We start from the raw sequence: 17,690 nt of genomic DNA on the forward strand, positions 1-17,690 counted from the left end.
TTATGAAAATTTCAATTTTTAATTGTTATGAAAATTTCAATATTTAATTGTTATGTCTTACTTATGCTATAATACAGTATACTATTGTAAAGGGAGAGATTTCATGTCACATATTGCATCTTTACAACAATGGCTTGCCAATAATGGTACTGACATTGCTTATATCAACGATCCAATGAGTATTCAATATTTTACCGGTTTTGAAAGTGATCCTATTGAGCGCGTTTTAGCTCTCTTTGTATTTCCTGATCAAGACCCATTTTTATTCACACCCGCTCTTGAAGTCGAAGCTGCCAAAGATACCGGCTGGAAATATCCCGTTTATGGTTATCTTGATCACGAAGATGCTTTCGCAATCATACAAAGTGAAATAAATAAACGTAAAAATTCACCAAAGAAATGGGCTATTGAAAAAGGCAGCCTAACAGTTGAAAGATATGATGCTATTAGTCGTATCTTCCCAAGTGCTGAATTTGTAGCTGATGCAACAAGCTTTATCGAAACACTTAAAGTAATTAAAACACCAGACGAAATTGAAAAATTAAAAATTGCTGGAAAATGGGCAGATGTTGCTTTTGAAGTTGGCTTTAACGCTCTTCAAGAAGGCAGAACTGAACAAGATGTTGTTGCAGAAATTGAATATGCAATGATGAAAAAAGGAATCATGCATATGAGCTTTGACACTATTGTTCAAAGTGGAAAAAATGCCGCTGAACCTCATGGATTTGCAAAAAAGGATCTTATCCAATCAAATGCTTTAACATTATTTGATTTAGGTGTTATCTCAGATGGTTATATTTCAGATGCTAGTCGTACTGTAGCATTCGGTAAACCAAATGAAAAAGCATTAGAAATTCACAAAGTTTGTCTTGAAGCGCAATTAAAAGCGCAATCTGCTGCTAAACCAGGTATGATTGCGGAAGATTTAGATAAAATTGCTCGTGATGTCATCGTCAAGGCTGGTTATGGTGACTACTTTATTCATCGCCTTGGTCATGGTATGGGACAAAGTGAACATGAATTCCCTTCAATTATGGAAGGAAATAAAATGGAACTTAAACCAGGTATGTGTTTCTCAATAGAACCTGGTATTTACATTCCAGGCGTTGCTGGCGTTCGTATTGAAGACTGCATTTATCTAACTGAAAACGGTAATGAACCATTTACAGTTACACCAAAAACATTAAAAACAATTGAACTACACTAATAAAAATAAAAACCCCTAAAGTTAGAAAACTTTAGGGGTTTTTATTTTTAAATATTCCATAAACTACGAGTCTTAACTAAAATAATAGGTAACCATATGCTACTCCTTTTCGAACAACATGTGGTTACCTATTATTTTAAAGTTAATTAATTCAAATAGTTCGCATTAAAAATTGTGGTACTCATTTTACTTTTATTTTTCGCCTGTCCATCCATCTGGATAAATTGTTTCAGCTTTGCCTTCTGCAGCATCAGCATCTTTAGCTTCGCCAAAAGCACTCTTGCTATCAACATAGATGTCTTCTTCAGCTAAGTCTGAAAACTCATCTGTTAAATCAGTCATTTGTTCAAATATATCGTCTGATTCCATAGCTAATTTGTTTTTCAAATCGTTCTTTGCATTAATTAATGCATCTTTAGCATTAACATACGCATCCTGGCTCATTAATAATTCACTTTTTTCAGAAAATTTATCACTTAGATTATTTTTCATTTCATCAAAATCAACCATTTTATCTTTTAAATCAATACTAGCGTCTTCAGCGTAAGCCTTATACTCTAACACGCGATCACGTACATCTAAAGCTTTTTCTTCCAAATGTTCTTTAATATCTTGTTTCGTTTTTTCAGAAATTAATTTAGAAGCTGTATACGCGGCAACCCCACCTGTAACTACCAATCCTAATAAAAATTTTTTTGACATAACAAACCCCTCCTTGTTTTAAACTTTTCTATTTTTATAAAAACTAAATGCCTTTTTACCAACATTAATGAAAGCTGAAGAATCTTTAGCCCTCTTTGACGTCGCTGAAACGTGTGTCATTAATCCTCGACTTGCATCATTCAAATCAGACACACTTTCACTCAAATCAGCAACAGCCTGAAATAAAGGATCAATTGTTGCTACTTTACCATTTACATCGTCTAATAAAATATTTGATTTTACGAGTATATTCTCAACTTCATTTGATAAGCCATCAACATCGCTGGTAATAGATGAAATACTTTTATTCACTTCTCCGAGTGTTCTCATCATTCTCATAAGAACGAAAATAATGAATAGGACTAAGACCGCGAAAGCAACAGCGGCAATTAATCCTGCAATTTGTCCACCTGTCATAATAATTCCTCCTATTTACTTACGTACATTAATTCAAAATCTACTTATAGGATAGCATTCGAACCTAAAAACTGCAATTGATAACATACGACAGTTTTGTATTTAAATTACACATTAGCCCACATGTTTGCTATGATGATATCAATAAATTAATTTAGGGGTGATCGCCATTTTAAACAATCTTTTTTTAGAGCATTTCACAAAGGACAATTTACTTTTAGGGACATTACTAAAAACCGTTACAAAACAAAGTACTTTCCTTTCACGTTACATAGCTCATATCGATTGGGATGCCATTATTAGTAACCTAGTTGAACTAGTTTTTTCTCTTGTTTTCTTTTCTTTTCTATTTATCCTTATAAATTGGATTGGAAAAAAAATCATTCGTCGGACATTTAATCAATATCGAGGATCCGATAGATATTCAACAAATAGAGTTGAAACAATCAATTCACTAACATCAAATATTTTTCACTATATTATGTTATTTTTTTATCTTTACGCTATTCTGTCGGTGCTCGGTGTTCCCGTTGGTACCTTAATTGCAGGTGCCGGAATCTTAAGTGTTGCTTTAGGTCTTGGCGCACAAGGATTCGTAACTGATGTCGTCACTGGATTCTTTATTCTTTTAGAACAACAATTCGATGTTGGAGATATCGTTAGAATTGATTCAATTGAGGGTCCTATCGTGGCTGTCGGCCTACGTACGACTCAAATTGAAGACTATGATGGTATTTTGCATTTTGTCCCAAATAGAAATATCACAATTGTCAGTAATTTATCTCGCAATAATATGCGAGCAGTTATCGATATCCGAATTGATGTCACTGACGATGTGGATAAAATCACCCATATTGTACAGAACGTTAATGAAAAGTTAGTCCCACTTCATCCCGAAATTAAAGATGGACCAAATATTTTAGGTCTAGTTGATCTTGGCAAAGGAAATTTGGTCTTTAGAGTCGTTGTGTTCACTTTAAATGGTGAACAGGCATCTACTCAACGGACATTTCTTGCCGGTTATCTAACGGCTTTAAATGATGCTCAAATACATGTCTTAAACTCACCTATCTCACTTAACTAAAAAATGACTCAATTATGAAATCATAATTGAGTCATTTTTTAGTTTCTTATTTGTTGATCTCTATCTGTCAAAAAATGGACCATTGCAAGAACACCTGCATCAATTGCAGCTTCTTTAGGCGCCAAAAATTCAGAATGTAGCGAGTAAGGACTATCTACACCCAACCAAAACATTGTTCCAGGTATTTTAGACAATAAAAATCCAAAATCTTCTCCCGTCATTGCAGGTTGTGTTTCAACAAATGAAACTTCTGGATCGTTTTTCATAAATCGAATAAAGTTTTCAGTCCTGCTATCATCATTTTCAACAGGTAGATAACCACCTTGAATGAGGTTTAATTCTACTTCGCAATCGTACATTAATGCGATACCCTCACAAATTGTTTTAACACGTTTTTGAATCAATAAATTCATTTCTTGTGTTAACGCACGAATTGTTCCATTAATCTGTGCTTCACCAGCAATAACATTACCAGTCGTTCCAGCAGTAAATTGACCCAACGTAACAACTCCAGATTGTATTGGATCGACATTTCGACTGATAATCGTTTGTAATTGCGTGACCAACTGTGCACCAGCAACTACCATGTCATTAGCCTGATGTGGGTATGCAGCATGTCCACTTTTTCCGGCTAGGTGTGCATGAATTTCACACGTACCTGCGAACAAAGTGCCTAATCGAGTTCCAATTGTTCCAGCAGGTAATTGTGGATTATCATGGAATGCATAAATTTCATCAGGCATCCACTCATCTAATAATCCACTCTCATAGAGTCGCTTACCACCACTGGCATTTTCTTCTGCTGGTTGAAAGATAAAAGTCATATTTACTGTTGGTTGATTTTCAGAAAAGTAATTTAGAATTCCGAGCGCAACCGTCATATGAATATCATGCCCACAAGCATGCATTCTACCTTCATTCCGTGATGAAAATGGCAGTCCTGTCTTTTCAGTAACAGGTAGTCCGTCAATATCAGTCCGATATCCAATTGTATACCCGCCAATAGAACCAACTACTCGAACTAAAATACCAGTTTCAACTGTTTTAATTACTATAAAACTTTGATTAAATTTTGAAATTAAGTTCAGTAGATAGGCTTGAGTTTCAAATTCTTCTAATCCAATTTCCGGAATTTGGTGTAAGTCCCGTCTGATTTTAATTAGTTCTTCAGTTGTTAAACTCATTTCTATCTGTTCCCTCGTTTCAATTTATTTCTAGATATTACGTAACTCTGCTAAAATTTCTGTTTTATCTTTTGTTTTATCATCGATATCTTTAACTTTTTTTGCGGGCATCCCTACGACTACCGTATAAGGTGCAACATCTTTAGTAACAACAGCTCCAGCACCAACAACGGCACCTTTACCAACACGAACGCCTTCAAGCACGACAACATTTCCACCAATTAAAACGTCATCTTCAATAATAACAGGTGTTGCTGAAGGTGGTTCGACAACCCCAGCAAGTACTGTTCCAGCACCAATATGACAATTATCTCCAACAATTGCACGACCACCTAAAACAGCACCCATATCAATCATTGTTCCCTTACCAATTTCAGCACCAATATTAATGATAGCGCCCATCATGATAACAGCGTTATCGCCAATTAAAACTTGATCGCGAATAACTGCACCTGGTTCAATACGTGCATTAATCTTTTTTAAATCTAATAACGGAACAGCTGAATTACGAGTTTCATTTTCAATATGAGAACTTACAATTTTTGAATTTTCATTTAGGAAAGGTTCAATATCTGCCCAATCACCAAATAAAACGCCAGCTTTATCATTTAAGTAGTCTTCTATCGTATCTGGTACATCGATTTCAACTAAATCCCCTTTAATATATACCTTAACGGGTGTTTTCTTTTTTGAAGTGCTAATAAAATTAATAATTTCGTGTGCATCTAAATTTGCCATCATCATTCTCCTAATATTTCATATTATTTATTTTCTTTCTTTAGTTTCAATATCTTGAACTATATACTCTTTTTCAAATTCATGAGCAATATGATTCATACTTTTCATAAGCTCACGACGTGTCACGATACCTGTAAAACTGCCCTCAGAAGAAACAACTGATAAAAAGGGATGGTCCACAAGTAAGTGCAAAACATTCTCAATATCGTAAGGATCTTGAATAGTGGGAATATCAGTTTCCATAACATCTTTAACACGAACTTCGTGTAATCGGCTGACATCCAATTCATCTAATCCTAACATTGTCTCAGTAATCATAGACAAGGATAACAATCCTTTAAACTTATAATCATTATCTAAAACGGGAATTTTAGCATAATGAACTTTTGTTAAAACCAATAGTGCGTGATCCAGGAAGTTATTTTCTTGTACATTAGCAACAATTTCAGCTGGAATTAAAAAGTGTTCCTGGTTTTCGGATAACATTTTTTCAATAGACTTAGCTATCATTCAATAGGTCCTCCTTCCAAACTTTTAGAACAACTCCTATTTTATAATAAATTGAACGCAGACACTAATTTTTTTTAAAAATCGAGCCAATTATTAATAAATATTTACATTTGTTCGCAATATTGGTAACATAATAAATATTGCGAACAAAAATAGGAGGATACAATGGATTATACATTAACAACAAGATTAGCTGCAGAATTTATTGGTACAGCAATTATGGTTATTTTAGGTAATGGTTCGGTGGCCAATGTCGAACTTGGGCATACAAAAGGACATGGTAGTGATTGGGCTTTAATCGCCTTCGGTTATGGATTCGGTGTTATGATTCCCGCCTTAATCTTTGGTAGTATTTCAGCAAATCATATTAATCCAGCTTTCACTTTAGGATTAGCTTTTTCTGGTTTGTTCCCATGGGGTGAAGTACTTCCCTACATGACAGTACAATTTTTAGGTGCATTCGTTGGACAAGCTATTGTTGTTGCAGCCTACAAACCTTACTATGATCAAACAACTGATCCTGAACGTATTTTAGGTACTTTCTCAACTATTGATGCCGCTCAAAGTAAATTAAATGGTTTTATTAATGAATTTGTTGGTACTTTCATTTTGATATTTGGCGCCATTGGTATTACAAAAGCACCATTTTTCTCCGATAACCTCGGAACAGCTCATCTCGGATTAGGTTTCTTAGTCCTTGTATTAGTTGCATCATTGGGTGGCGCAACTGGCCCAGCCCTAAACCCAGCTCGTGATCTTGCTCCACGTTTACTACATCAACTATTACCTCTTAAAAATAAAGGTAACTCACAATGGGATTATAGTTGGGTCCCAGTCGTTGCACCAATTGCAGCCGGCATTTGTGCCGTTTTCCTATACAAATCACTTTTTATGCTAGCTTAAATTTTAAAAACCTCTAAACGATAAAATTCGTTTAGAGGTTTTTTTTCGCTATTTACGTTTAAACTCGCAAGTTAATTCTGGTATTAATTTATGCTGTCTAGTGAAATATGAGACGTGAACATTTTTTTCGTTTGCTTCTACTATCGCATATGTTCCACCAATCCCTTGATACATCCCTCTAGGAAGACTAATGCTCCCAGGATTTAAAATTAATACGCCATCGTCAGTCATCTCACATCCTAATTCATGAGTATGTCCAAAAAATACGAATTTAGCATGATTAGCCTTAGCTTTTAATTCAAGTGTGAACAGTCCTGTTTTAACGTTAGTCAGATGCCCGTGAGAGAGATAGATAGTTTCCCCGCTCACAATTTCAACTAATTCTTCTGGAAAATTCATATCAAAATCCATGTTTCCTAGGACACCATCAAATTTATTAAAAAGCGGATCATTTGCTTCTAATTCTGAATCGCCACAATGAAAAAATACATCAACTTGATTTTTATTATGTACTAAAATAGATTCTAATATATCACGATCTCCATGACTATCACTCACAACTAAGCACTTCATCTTATTTTTCCCACCAATCATTAAAATTTGACATTAACTTGACGGTTGCACGACCGCGATGACTAATTTTATTTTTTTCTACTTCAGTCAGTTCAGCCATAGACTTATATAATTCAGGTACATAAAAAAGTGAGTCATAACCAAATCCGTTATCTCCACGTGGTATACCCAAAATTTCTCCAGCCACTTCACCGTCTACAACTAGTGACTCGTTACCAGGTTTTGCAAAAACTAACGTTGTATGGAAATTTGCAGTCCTTTTGTCTTTCGGCACGTCAGTCATTTCATGTAATAATTTCGCATTATTCGCAGCGTCATTATGGTCCTCAGCAAAACGAGCAGAAAATATACCTGGTCGACCATCTAAGGCGTCCACCATTAAACCAGAATCATCTGCTAAAACAGGTAATTGTGTTAATTGTGAAATTGTTTCTGCCTTTAATCTTGCATTCTCTTCAAATGTTTTCCCAGTTTCTTCAACATCTGGTAATTCAGGATAGTCCAACAACGTAGTAACTTTAAATCCTAGTGGATTAAAAAAACGTTTAAATTCAGTCGCTTTTCCTTCATTTTTAGTTGCAATTAAAATCACATCTTTTTGATTCTCAATATGTTCATTTTGAATTAAAATGGTTTTCTTCTGCGAATTACCCATTAATTCTGATAATCCTGACATTGCTCCACCTAAAAGTTGCGTTAATTTGTCACCAAGTAAATCAGCATTAGATTTTTCAAAATTCAATTGTAAAAAAGCCCCTGATTCATTTTGAACAATTAATAAATGACTATCGGCTGTTTCCTCTTCTTCACTTGTTAAATCAGCAAATAACTCATCATGAATGAAACCAACATTAATCGCTGAAAATGGTTTTAATTTTTGACCGTTACTCTTTAACAATAAATTTTGAATTGCTACATAACTCGCATTAATAACTGTTGCAATAATATCCCCATCAGCTTGCATGATTTGTACTTGTAAATTAAATCCAGTATCTTTTAATGTTTCTGCCAAGGCCGTCTTAAGCGATGATAAAATCAATTCAATTTTGACATTGCTTTGAGCACTCAACCACTGATTAACGTCTACTTTCAATTCACCAATGTTATCTGTTTCGTTAACTAAAATTGTTACCTTAGTCAAGCCCAACTGGTATTCAATCGCACTATCGACTTCCTTAAGACTTAATTTTGTAATTGAGACTGGTCTAACTTCTAAATTATCTCGATTCTCATTTTTACGCATGTTAGTCTCCCTGTCCTAAATGAATTGTTTTAGAATTTATATTTTCTAATCCTAACCAACCTGATGCAATTTCGTTAAAATCATTCGCATCACCCGTCGTAAAAAATTCATGTTCAATTTTTGCTTCACTTTTAGCCGCAATATTAAAATAATCTAAGATAGTTGAAACATCGTTAACTGTTTCAGCTCCTGAATCAATCAACGTTACTTTATCACCAACCGCATTTTGAATAAAAGGTCTGAGTAATGGATAGTGAGTACAGCCCATGACTAGTGTATCAATGTTTTTATCATCAAAAAAAGCTAACGTTTCATTAACAACTCGTTCAGCGATTTCTGATTCGTATTGATCACTCTCGACAATTGGGACGAACTTTGGACAAGGTAAGCTCGTCACAAATAAATTAGGATTTTTTTCATGTAACGTATTACTATATGCGCTACTTTTAATCGTACCTTCCGTCCCAATAACGCCTACTCTTTGGTTTTTAGATGACTTAATTGCCGCTCTACTTCCTGGTTTTATAACACCAATCACTGGGATTGCTAATTTTTCTCGTAAATCATCCAAGGCAGCAGCCGTTGCTGTATTACAAGCAATCACTAACATTTTTATCCCTTTACTTAACAAAAAAGATGTCATATCCCAAGTGAATTCTAAAACTTGTTCTGAGGGCCGAGGTCCATATGGCATTCTAGCTGTATCACCTAAATAGTATATTTTTTCGTTTGGTAATTGTTTAAGTGCTTCTTTTACAACTGTTAATCCACCAACACCTGAATCAATAAATCCAATTGCTTGATTATTCATTTTCTAACCTCTTTTTCGATTACTTATCAATCTTAATTATGACTTGTCTTTACTCAAAATTCAAGTCTAGTCATTTAACATTAATTTATGAAAAATCAATATCATCTAATCTTAAATAACGGTATAATACTTGTATATTATATATCCAGAGGGAGATCCATATGAAACCAAATTTGATTGAAAATTTATTATCAGCTGACAACAATGATACATTCGCATATGAACTTATTCGCGATAGTTTAATACCAGAAGTAATTGGTACGGATACAACAATTTTATACTGGGTTGGTAAAAAAATGGCCCGTAATGCTAACCTCGCTAATATTGCAGACCTTATTACCTTTTTTGAAAAGGCAAATTGGGGTACTCTTGAAGTGGTTAAAGAAAAAAAAGACAAGCAAACTTGGTTACTATCTGGTAATATTGTTACCTTCAGACAGAATCAGATTAAGTCTGCTGATTTTAACCTAGAAGCTGGGTTTATTGCTGAAACTATCCAAATTCAAAGTGGTTTCACATCAGAAACAATAATTGAAAATCAAAATAATAAATCCGGTGTTTCAATTATTGTTCAAACTGATTTAAAAGATCCTAATATGACAGAACCAACTGACCAATTTCACTTCAAAGTACCAACTGAAACTGAATAATTATCGAATAGATAATTAAAAAGAGCTGACTTTAAAAGTCAGCTCTTTTTAATTACTAAATATATTGTGCTAAAACTTCTTTAACCTGATCTTTTGAATGATAACCGACGATTGTATCAACAACTTCGCCATCTTTTTTAATCATTAAAGTTGGAATACTCATGATACCAAAAGATTGTGCTGTTGCTGGATTTTGATCAATATCCATTTTAGAAAATTTTACTTTATCGCCCATTTCTTGTTCTAAATCTTCAATAGCTGGCGATTGCATACGACAAGGACCACACCATGTTGCCCAAAAATCTGTCAATGTTACACCTGAATCTGTTACTTTTTCAAATTCTTTATCTGTAATTGCTTGTACCATTTGAATTCCCCCTTTTATTATTTATGTGACCATCATATCAAAGAAAATAATACCACGCCACATTTTTGCTTACAAAAAGTAAACGTTACTTGAATTCTACGATAGTTGCGCCATTTCCACCAGCATTGGGTGCTGCAAATTCAAATGACTTAACATGACGATTTGATTTCAAATAATCTGTTATTCCAGTTCTTAAGGCTCCAGTCCCTTTACCATGAACAATAGTAACAGAAGCATATCCAGCAAGTAAAACAGAATCAATATACTGATCAACTTGGCTCATTGCATCATCATAGCGCTGTCCACGAAGATCAAGCGATGTTGAAACGCTTGTTGAAGCCGCATTTTTAAAAATGGTTCTATCCTTTTTATCATTCTCGATATGAACTTTTTGAAGGTCGTTTTCATTAATTTTCATTTTTAGAATACCAAGTTGAACTTCCCACTCTGTCTTACTCATTTTTTTAACTAAAACACCTTGTTGACCATAAGTTTTAACTAAGACATCGTCGTTCACATGGAATTCTTGTTTATTTTTAGCTCGTTGTAGGACCTTATTTTTCTTCAAAGCATTTGTTGGTTGATGCATTTGTGATAATTGTGATTTTGCATCAATTAATTCATGTTCTTTAACAGCTTGTCCTTGAAGCATCTGCATTTGGCGAATTTCTTTTATTATTTTATCTGCATTTATTTCTGCTTCTGCCACGATTTCATTAGCTTTTCCCTTAGCCTTATCCGTCATTGACTCTCTTTGCGCAACAAACTCGGCATACTGTTTAGCTAGGTCATCATGTAATTTCGTTGAATCTTCTAGTTGTGCTTTTAATGCCAGTGTCTCATCTTCTGCCTTTTTTCGCTTACTCATTAAGTCAGAAATCATTTCATTCAAATCTTGGCTATCTTGATTGGTCAAGTTTTGCGCTTGATCAACAACATTTGACGCTAACCCAATTTTACGAGAAATATCAAACGCATTACTACGACCAGGTATTCCAATTAATAATCGATAAGTTGGTTGTAACGTTTCACTATCAAATTCCATACTAGCATTAATTGTTCCAGCACGATTAAACCCATACGCTTTTAATTCGGGATAATGTGTTGTAGCAACTGTATAACTACCTTTTTCTCCAACAGCATCAAGAATTGCAATCGCCAAAGCTGCACCTTCTTGTGGATCCGTTCCAGCTCCTAATTCATCAAATAAAACTAATGAATGTTCGTTAATATTAGCTAAAATAGAAACGATATTAGTCATATGAGCAGAAAATGTACTTAAGCTCTGTTCAATCGATTGTTCATCCCCAATATCTGCAAAGATATCTTCAAAAATACCAATACGACTACCTTCATTTGTTGGAATATTTAAACCTGATTGTCCCATCATCTGAATTAAGCCTAATGTTTTTAACGTAATTGTTTTACCACCGGTATTAGGTCCCGTAACAACAATTGCTTGATAATCTTTTCCTAACATAATATCGTTAGCAACTACTTTTTTACTATCCAATAAAGGATGACGTGCTTGTCTTAAAAAAATGTCATTTTCAACACTAATTGCTGGTTCAGTTGCTTTAATTGAGCTTGCATATTGTGCCTTTGCATTAACAAAATCGAAATGTCCTAAAATATAAGCATTTTCTAAAATTTCTGCTGTAAAAGGTGCAACTAATTCAGATAACTCTGCCAAAATACGACGTTCTTCATCTGCTTGAGCAAGTTGCTGTTCGCGTAAATGATTATTCATCTCGACAATTGCTTGCGGTTCAATAAATAAGGTCTGTCCTGTTGCACTTTGGTCATGAACAGCGCCACCAAATTGACCACGATATTCTGCCTTAACAGGGATAACGTAACGTTCATTTCTAATTGTAATTAATGTTTCACTTAAATATTTAGCACTTTTACCACGCGTAAATTCTTGTAGTTTAGCTCTAATGGCACTTTCCGAGCGTAAAATATTTTGTCGAATATTATGCAATACTGGTGAAGCCTCATCAGTAATGTGACCATCATTTTCAATTGACTGATTCAACCTACGATTAATTTCAGGTAGATTTTCAAGCTTTTCTATCCATTCAAATAATCTCGTTAATTCAATTTCAGAATCTGCTAAATCTTTAAAAAATAATTTAACCTCATTAGTCGTTCGTAGTACACGACCAACAGCAGATAGCTCTTTACCATTCAAAGAAGCTCCCATATCTAACCGTTTCATATGTGGCTTAACGTTGACTAATTGTGGTAAAGGAATGCCACCGCGGAGTCGCAATATCTTCACAGCATCTTGTGTTTCGTCTAAATCCTTTTGGATTTTTTCGAGATTAGTCATCGGCTCTAATGCCTTAACTTCTTCTTGTCCAGATTCAGTAGATATAAATGTTTGAATTTGTTGTTTAACTTTTTGATATTCTAATGTCTTTAATCCTTTTTCGTTCATACTTTAATTCTCCTAACATTTAATCTGTAGATGATGTATTTGTAATGAACATCTTTTTAGCTATTGTTGGCGTATCTGTTAGTATTTTTTGAGCAACCGTCGATTCTAAAACAGCTTCATTAACTTTTTGATTAGGCCAAGCCGACAAAATAATTAACCCAATAAAAATAAAAACAAACATCAGTATAACCGATAGAACCCCACCAATTAGTGAATTCACCTGATGAATAACTGGTAATTTTGTAACAGAATTTATTACTCTAATAATACCTCTAATGAGTATACCGCCAACCACAAATAAAGCCGCAAATACAATCATCGAATAAAAGTTAGTCTGAAGATGGTTCGTAATAGATGTCTTATCAGTTTCCATAATTTTAGGGAAACGTTCTCCCAACCAAATAGTAACAGGATTTGTTAAAACTTTAGCAAATAAATAGATAGCGATAAATCCTACAATTCTCAAAAGCGTTAATACTAATCCTTTTCTATAACCGTTAAAAAATGACACAATTAATAAAAAGATAACAATTAAAGAAACTGTCATAATATTACTCCTTTACTTGTGTTTCACCATTAATTTCATTTAATTTTTCTTGTAATTTAATTTGATCTGAAACTGCGTTGATAGCTACTAATATCGCTACTTGTTCATCATCTATTTCAGGTAGCATGTCCTTCACTGATTGAAATTCATTTTTCACCAATGTTGCTACGGCGTCCATGTGTGTGTCTGATTCTGATCCAATAATTGTATACACTTTTTTACCGATTTTAGTCTTATATCTATTCTTTTGATTTTCCAATGAACACCCTCCTTACATTTAATCATTTAAAAATAATTTTACCACGAATTGATCAAAAGAGATATGTGTATCATAGTCCATAATATATAATTTAAAACAAAATAAAAAAGTTAAACCAATTTGGCTCAACTTTTTAAATAATCTTCTATTGCATACTTTCATCTGAAAGGAAGGTATTCAATACTTCTTCTACCATATCCCATTCATCATCGTCTTCGATTGGTTCTAAATCACTTTCAGTTGCTTCACCATTCTCATTAGGACTAAATGAGTAAGCTTGAATTTCAACCTCTTCATCAGCTTCTGAGCCAAGTGGATAAAGCATAATATATGATTTATTGTAATCATCAGATTCAAAGGTAAACAGAACTTCAAAAAGTGTTTCATTACCGTTATCATCTACTAATGTAATCTGTTGGTTTTCTTCTTCATTATTCATATTGTGACCTCACTTTATTCTTTAGTTAATTTGCCTTTACCATCTAAATAATTCTGTAAAATTAGGCTTGCAGCAAGTTTATCAATAACTTTTTTTCTTTTTTTTCTTGATGTATCGGCCTGTTCAACAAGCATACGTTCTGCCTCAACAGTTGTCAACCGTTCATCTTGAAAATCAATTGGCAAGCCAAAAGTTTCAACTAATAACTCGCCGTACTTTTGCGCAGCTTCAGCACGAGGGCCTAATGAGTTGTTCATATTTTTGGGTAAGCCGAGTACAAAGCCAGTTACTTCATACTCTGTAACCAATTCTTTGACACGTTCAATACCAAAGTCACTTCTGTCTTCATTAATACGAATAATTTCAACGCCTTGGGCAGTCCATCCTAATAAATCGCTCATTGAAACGCCGACCGTTCTTGAACCAATATCCAAGCCCATTAATCTCATTTAATTTCCTACTTTTCTTCTGTATTTAAGTAATTTTTAACTAACTCTTCAACAATTTCATCGCGTTCATATTTTCTAATTAAATTACGTGCGTCATTAAATCTAGGAATATAAGCAGGATCGCCCGATAACAAATAGCCAACAATCTGGTTAATAGGGTTGTACCCTTTTTCTTCTAATGATTGGTAAACAGTTACCAATGTATCGTGGACATCTTTTTTATTATTTTCGTCAAAATTAAAGAACATTGTTTTATCTAATGAACTCATAACGTGGCACCCCCATCAATTTATTAACCTAGCTCTATTCTACTAAAAAAAGGACCATTCGACAATCAAAACAAGCTGATGTAATCAAGCCGTAATATAATAAAGAGTATTTATCTATTTATTATTAGATAAATACTCCTTTAATTATTATTTGGTTTGATTATTTAACCAATTTGCTGCTTCTTTGATTGCATCAGCTAAACCTGCTGGATTTTTACCACCTGCTTGAGCTAAGTCTGGTCGGCCACCGCCACCACCGCCAACAAGTGGCGCAATCGTCTTAATTAAATCGCCCGCTTTTAATCCTGATTTAATGCCATCAGCACTAACTGCCGTAATTAAATTAACTTTACCGTCATCACTTGTTGTTCCAATAGCCAAAACATCTGATAATTCTTGGGTTTTCCATTGGTCAGCCAATTGACGTAATTGAGACATCCCTGAAACTGAAACTTTTGCTGCAATTAACGTTTTACCATTAATTTCTTGTTTATTTTTGAAAACATCCCCAGCTTGTTGGCTAGCAATTTTATCTTCAAATGCTTGAATTTGTTGTTCACTTACTTTTAATGCACTTTGTAATTGTTCAATTTTATTTGAAACTTCTACGACTTTATTTACTTTTACTTGTTGTGCTACTGTTTCTAAGAGTTCGTTACGTCCGTTTAAGAAATCAAAAGCTTCTTTAGAAGTTACTGCTTCAATACGACGAACGCCGGCACCAACACCTGATTCAGAAATAATTTTAAATAAGCCGATTTCACTCGTATTTGAAACGTGCGTACCACCACAGAATTCAATTGAATAATCGCCAATTTTCACAACCCGCACAATTTTTCCATATTTTTCTGAGAATAAAGCAATGGCACCCATATTTTTAGCAGAATCAATATCTGTTTCAACAGTTTCAACAGCTAACTCAGCCCAAATCTTATCGTTAACAATCTTTTCAACTTGTTTTAACTGTTTCTCTGAAACGGAACCAATATTTGTAAAATCAAACCGTAGATAAGTGGGTTCGACTAATGACCCAGCTTGATGTGTATGTTCGCCCAGAACATCTCGCAATGCTTGATCAAGTAAATGTGTCGCCGTATGATTTTTTTCAACTTTTTTATGGAAATCTTGATTAATTTCTAGTGTCACTAATTGGTCTTTTTTCATTGCTGCAAGAACTTTAATGGCGTGTAAATTTTGTCCATTAGGTGCATGTTGAACTTCTTCAACTTCAGCAATAACATTGCCTTCTGTATCTTTGATAGTTCCTTTATCAGCAACTTGTCCACCCATTTCAGCGTAAAATGGTGTTTTTGAAAAAATAACTTGAGCGTTATCACCTGGTTTTATGTTATCTACTAACTCGTTATCCACAATTAAATCAACCACTTTGGCGTCATCCACATTAGCTTGTGTATAACCAACATATTCACTAATTGTTTTAATATCTGTTAACATCCCATTTTGAACACCCATTGATTTAGCATTACTACGTGCAGCACGAGCACGATCCTTCTGCTGTTGCATTTCAGCGTTAAACCCTACTTGATCTACAGATAATCCTTCATCTTCGGCATATTCTTTCGTTAATTCAAATGGAAAACCATAAGTATCGTACAATTTAAAGACACCAGCACCAGTTAGCTCTACTTTATTTTCTTTTTTAGTCGTTAAAATAAGATTATTTAATAACTGTAATCCATCTTTTAATGTTTCATTAAATCGTTCTTCTTCAGAACGAACAATTTTAGAAATATACTCTGATTGTTCTAAAACTTCCGGATAATAATCCTTCATAATATTACCAACAACAGGTACAAGTTGCGTTAAAAATGATCCTTCTATCCCTAATTTTTGTCCATGCATCACTGCACGACGAATTAATCGACGAATAACATAGCCACGTCCTTCATTAGAAGGTAAAGCGCCATCACCAATGGCAAATGAAATTGCACGCGCATGATCTGCAATAACCTTAAATGAAATATCATCTTGGGCATTATCATCATATTTTTTATTATTACTCATTTTTTCAGTTGCATCAATTAAGGGTAAGAATAAATCTGTTTCAAAATTAGTTTTTGCATTTTGGAAAATCGAAACAACACGTTCTAAACCCATCCCCGTATCAATATTTTGATGAGGTAGTGGTTCATAGTTATTTTCAGGTGTGTGATTAAATTCAGAGAACACGATATTCCAAACTTCTAGATAACGTTCATTTTCGCCACCAGGATAATTTTCGTCATCATCCTCAGCTAAGTTATTAAAACTTTGTCCACGATCATAAAAAATTTCTGTATCAGGTCCACTAGGTCCTTGTCCAATATCCCAAAAGTTATCTTCTACTTCTACTAGATGATCCTTTGGTAACTTAACTTCTTCTAACCAGATACGTTTTGCTTCCAAATCTTTTGGGTAAACAGTAACGTATAGTTTTTCAGCATCAAATGCGAACCATTTTTCACTTGTTAATAATTCCCAAGCCCAATTAATTGCTTCTGGTTTAAAATAATCCCCAATTGAGAAATTACCCAACATTTCGAATAACGTATGATGACGTGCTGTCTTACCAACATTCTCGATATCATTCGTACGAATACTTTTTTGGGCATTCGTAATTCTAGGATTTTCTGGTACAACTGATCCATCAAAATATTTTTTTAAAGTTGCAACACCGGAATTAATCCACAGTAATGTGGGATCATCCACAGGTAGTAATGAGGCACTAGGTTCAATTGTATGGCCTTTTTCTTTAAAGAAATCTAAATACATTTGGCGTATTTCAGTACTTGTCATTTTTTTCATAAGTGTGACTTCCCTTCTATTTTTAAGCAAAAAACACCGCTGCGAGTAAGGACGCTTATAGCGCGGTACCACCTTACTTGCAACGATGTT

20 protein-coding genes are annotated in these 17,690 nt (G+C 34.1%); 4 read left to right on the forward strand and 16 right to left on the reverse strand.

Translation table 11 applies throughout. From position 1 onward, the window contains the following. The first annotated feature begins 103 nt into the window (after window positions 1-103). Window positions 104-1,207, forward strand: a complete 1,104-nt coding sequence (locus tag AC1RPW_RS06470) for a M24 family metallopeptidase (protein WP_481761823.1) — start codon at window positions 104-106, stop codon at window positions 1,205-1,207. A 192-nt stretch (window positions 1,208-1,399) separates the two neighbouring features. Here AC1RPW_RS06470 and AC1RPW_RS06475 read toward each other — a convergent pair whose 3' ends face one another. Together AC1RPW_RS06475 and AC1RPW_RS06480 are read right to left on the reverse strand one after the other, a co-directional pair. Beyond that, a complete protein-coding gene (locus AC1RPW_RS06475) occupies window positions 1,400-1,909 on the reverse strand; it encodes a hypothetical protein (RefSeq protein ID WP_409022765.1) in 510 nt (169 codons plus the stop codon). An 18-nt stretch (window positions 1,910-1,927) separates the two neighbouring features. Then, entirely contained in the window at window positions 1,928-2,326 is a 399-nt protein-coding gene (locus tag AC1RPW_RS06480) for a DUF948 domain-containing protein (RefSeq protein ID WP_481761824.1), read from the reverse strand. Window positions 2,327-2,489: 163 nt separating this feature from the next. Here AC1RPW_RS06480 and AC1RPW_RS06485 point away from each other — a divergent pair, with 163 nt between their 5' ends. Next, entirely contained in the window at window positions 2,490-3,410 is a 921-nt protein-coding gene (locus tag AC1RPW_RS06485; RefSeq protein WP_481761862.1) for a mechanosensitive ion channel family protein, read from the forward strand. Between the two features lie 38 nt (window positions 3,411-3,448). Here AC1RPW_RS06485 and AC1RPW_RS06490 read toward each other — a convergent pair whose 3' ends face one another. Genes AC1RPW_RS06490 through cbpB form a run of 3 tightly spaced genes read right to left on the reverse strand, consistent with a single transcriptional unit; the run spans window position 3,449 to window position 5,842 of the window. Then, window positions 3,449-4,594: an N-acetyldiaminopimelate deacetylase gene (locus AC1RPW_RS06490; protein WP_481761825.1), complete on the reverse strand. Its 1,146-nt coding sequence runs from the start codon at window positions 4,592-4,594 to the stop codon at window positions 3,449-3,451. A 30-nt stretch (window positions 4,595-4,624) separates the two neighbouring features. After that, window positions 4,625-5,332, reverse strand: a complete 708-nt coding sequence (dapD, locus tag AC1RPW_RS06495) for a 2,3,4,5-tetrahydropyridine-2,6-dicarboxylate N-acetyltransferase (protein ID WP_481761826.1) — start codon at window positions 5,330-5,332, stop codon at window positions 4,625-4,627. Window positions 5,333-5,359: 27 nt separating this feature from the next. Beyond that, window positions 5,360-5,842, reverse strand: coding sequence for a cyclic-di-AMP-binding protein CbpB (gene cbpB / locus AC1RPW_RS06500; protein ID WP_481761827.1), 483 nt, complete (start codon window positions 5,840-5,842; stop codon window positions 5,360-5,362). Between the two features lie 165 nt (window positions 5,843-6,007). On the opposite strand from cbpB, the gene AC1RPW_RS06505 reads away from it, so the two are divergent. Further along, entirely contained in the window at window positions 6,008-6,745 is a 738-nt protein-coding gene (locus tag AC1RPW_RS06505) for an MIP/aquaporin family protein (protein WP_409022771.1), read from the forward strand. A 48-nt stretch (window positions 6,746-6,793) separates the two neighbouring features. Here AC1RPW_RS06505 and AC1RPW_RS06510 read toward each other — a convergent pair whose 3' ends face one another. The 3 genes from AC1RPW_RS06510 to racE are packed head-to-tail and all read right to left on the reverse strand — an operon-like array spanning window position 6,794 to window position 9,372. Further along, entirely contained in the window at window positions 6,794-7,339 is a 546-nt protein-coding gene (locus AC1RPW_RS06510) for a YfcE family phosphodiesterase (protein WP_481761828.1), read from the reverse strand. Beyond that, window positions 7,320-8,561 (reverse strand): XTP/dITP diphosphatase, encoded by a 1,242-nt coding sequence (locus AC1RPW_RS06515; protein ID WP_481761829.1) that lies wholly within the window; start codon window positions 8,559-8,561, stop codon window positions 7,320-7,322. Before AC1RPW_RS06515 ends, AC1RPW_RS06510 begins: the two co-directional genes overlap by 20 nt. A 1-nt stretch (window position 8,562) precedes the next feature. Continuing rightward, on the reverse strand, window positions 8,563-9,372 hold the full coding sequence (racE, locus tag AC1RPW_RS06520) for a glutamate racemase (RefSeq protein WP_481761830.1): 810 nt from the start codon (window positions 9,370-9,372) through the stop codon (window positions 8,563-8,565). A gap of 161 nt (window positions 9,373-9,533) precedes the next feature. On the opposite strand from racE, the gene AC1RPW_RS06525 reads away from it, so the two are divergent. Then, window positions 9,534-10,022 (forward strand): YslB family protein, encoded by a 489-nt coding sequence (locus AC1RPW_RS06525; protein WP_481761831.1) that lies wholly within the window; start codon window positions 9,534-9,536, stop codon window positions 10,020-10,022. 55 nt (window positions 10,023-10,077) lie between these two features. On the opposite strand, the gene trxA is transcribed toward AC1RPW_RS06525, so the two are convergent. From trxA to alaS, 8 genes are all read right to left on the reverse strand, one after another. Next, window positions 10,078-10,389, reverse strand: coding sequence for a thioredoxin (gene trxA, locus AC1RPW_RS06530; protein ID WP_409022776.1), 312 nt, complete (start codon window positions 10,387-10,389; stop codon window positions 10,078-10,080). 85 nt (window positions 10,390-10,474) lie between these two features. Further along, on the reverse strand, window positions 10,475-12,832 hold the full coding sequence (locus AC1RPW_RS06535; RefSeq protein WP_481761832.1) for an endonuclease MutS2: 2,358 nt from the start codon (window positions 12,830-12,832) through the stop codon (window positions 10,475-10,477). 19 nt (window positions 12,833-12,851) lie between these two features. After that, window positions 12,852-13,379: a CvpA family protein gene (locus AC1RPW_RS06540; protein ID WP_481761833.1), complete on the reverse strand. Its 528-nt coding sequence runs from the start codon at window positions 13,377-13,379 to the stop codon at window positions 12,852-12,854. 4 nt (window positions 13,380-13,383) lie between these two features. After that, window positions 13,384-13,638 carry a cell division protein ZapA gene (zapA, locus tag AC1RPW_RS06545; RefSeq protein ID WP_481761834.1) on the reverse strand — a complete coding sequence of 85 codons (255 nt, stop codon included), beginning with the start codon at window positions 13,636-13,638 and terminating at the stop codon, window positions 13,384-13,386. 145 nt (window positions 13,639-13,783) lie between these two features. After that, window positions 13,784-14,077 carry a DUF1292 domain-containing protein gene (locus AC1RPW_RS06550; RefSeq protein WP_409022780.1) on the reverse strand — a complete coding sequence of 98 codons (294 nt, stop codon included), beginning with the start codon at window positions 14,075-14,077 and terminating at the stop codon, window positions 13,784-13,786. 14 nt (window positions 14,078-14,091) lie between these two features. Further along, on the reverse strand, window positions 14,092-14,526 hold the full coding sequence (gene ruvX, locus AC1RPW_RS06555; protein WP_409021430.1) for a Holliday junction resolvase RuvX: 435 nt from the start codon (window positions 14,524-14,526) through the stop codon (window positions 14,092-14,094). Window positions 14,527-14,534: 8 nt separating this feature from the next. Further along, window positions 14,535-14,795 (reverse strand): IreB family regulatory phosphoprotein, encoded by a 261-nt coding sequence (locus AC1RPW_RS06560; RefSeq protein WP_481761835.1) that lies wholly within the window; start codon window positions 14,793-14,795, stop codon window positions 14,535-14,537. 147 nt (window positions 14,796-14,942) lie between these two features. Then, the gene (gene alaS, locus AC1RPW_RS06565) at window positions 14,943-17,600 is read right to left on the reverse strand and encodes an alanine--tRNA ligase (RefSeq protein WP_481761836.1); all 2,658 of its coding nucleotides are present in this window, start codon (window positions 17,598-17,600) and stop codon (window positions 14,943-14,945) included. Between the last annotated feature and the right edge of the window lie 90 nt (window positions 17,601-17,690).

This window comes from Dellaglioa sp. CoH-55-MRSF-8, from assembly GCF_056782195.1.

Bases quoted from the DNA above. Each gene is read 5' to 3' on its own strand.
- AC1RPW_RS06560 (WP_481761835.1), bottom strand. From the start codon at position 14,795: ATGAGTTCATTAGATAAAACAATGTTCTTTAATTTTGACGAAAATAAT.
- AC1RPW_RS06505 (WP_409022771.1), top strand. From the start codon at position 6,008: ATGGATTATACATTAACAACAAGATTAGCTGCAGAATTTATTGGTACA.
- AC1RPW_RS06550 (WP_409022780.1), bottom strand. From the start codon at position 14,077: ATGAATAATGAAGAAGAAAACCAACAGATTACATTAGTAGATGATAAC.
- AC1RPW_RS06470 (WP_481761823.1), top strand. From the start codon at position 104: ATGTCACATATTGCATCTTTACAACAATGGCTTGCCAATAATGGTACT.
- racE (WP_481761830.1), bottom strand. From the start codon at position 9,372: ATGAATAATCAAGCAATTGGATTTATTGATTCAGGTGTTGGTGGATTA.
- AC1RPW_RS06510 (WP_481761828.1), bottom strand. From the start codon at position 7,339: ATGATTGGTGGGAAAAATAAGATGAAGTGCTTAGTTGTGAGTGATAGT.
- AC1RPW_RS06475 (WP_409022765.1), bottom strand. From the start codon at position 1,909: ATGTCAAAAAAATTTTTATTAGGATTGGTAGTTACAGGTGGGGTTGCC.
- AC1RPW_RS06490 (WP_481761825.1), bottom strand. From the start codon at position 4,594: ATGAGTTTAACAACTGAAGAACTAATTAAAATCAGACGGGACTTACAC.
- AC1RPW_RS06540 (WP_481761833.1), bottom strand. From the start codon at position 13,379: ATGACAGTTTCTTTAATTGTTATCTTTTTATTAATTGTGTCATTTTTT.
- AC1RPW_RS06480 (WP_481761824.1), bottom strand. From the start codon at position 2,326: ATGACAGGTGGACAAATTGCAGGATTAATTGCCGCTGTTGCTTTCGCG.
- alaS (WP_481761836.1), bottom strand. From the start codon at position 17,600: ATGAAAAAAATGACAAGTACTGAAATACGCCAAATGTATTTAGATTTC.
- AC1RPW_RS06535 (WP_481761832.1), bottom strand. From the start codon at position 12,832: ATGAACGAAAAAGGATTAAAGACATTAGAATATCAAAAAGTTAAACAA.
- AC1RPW_RS06525 (WP_481761831.1), top strand. From the start codon at position 9,534: ATGAAACCAAATTTGATTGAAAATTTATTATCAGCTGACAACAATGAT.
- AC1RPW_RS06515 (WP_481761829.1), bottom strand. From the start codon at position 8,561: ATGCGTAAAAATGAGAATCGAGATAATTTAGAAGTTAGACCAGTCTCA.
- trxA (WP_409022776.1), bottom strand. From the start codon at position 10,389: ATGGTACAAGCAATTACAGATAAAGAATTTGAAAAAGTAACAGATTCA.
- cbpB (WP_481761827.1), bottom strand. From the start codon at position 5,842: ATGATAGCTAAGTCTATTGAAAAAATGTTATCCGAAAACCAGGAACAC.
- ruvX (WP_409021430.1), bottom strand. From the start codon at position 14,526: ATGAGATTAATGGGCTTGGATATTGGTTCAAGAACGGTCGGCGTTTCA.
- dapD (WP_481761826.1), bottom strand. From the start codon at position 5,332: ATGGCAAATTTAGATGCACACGAAATTATTAATTTTATTAGCACTTCA.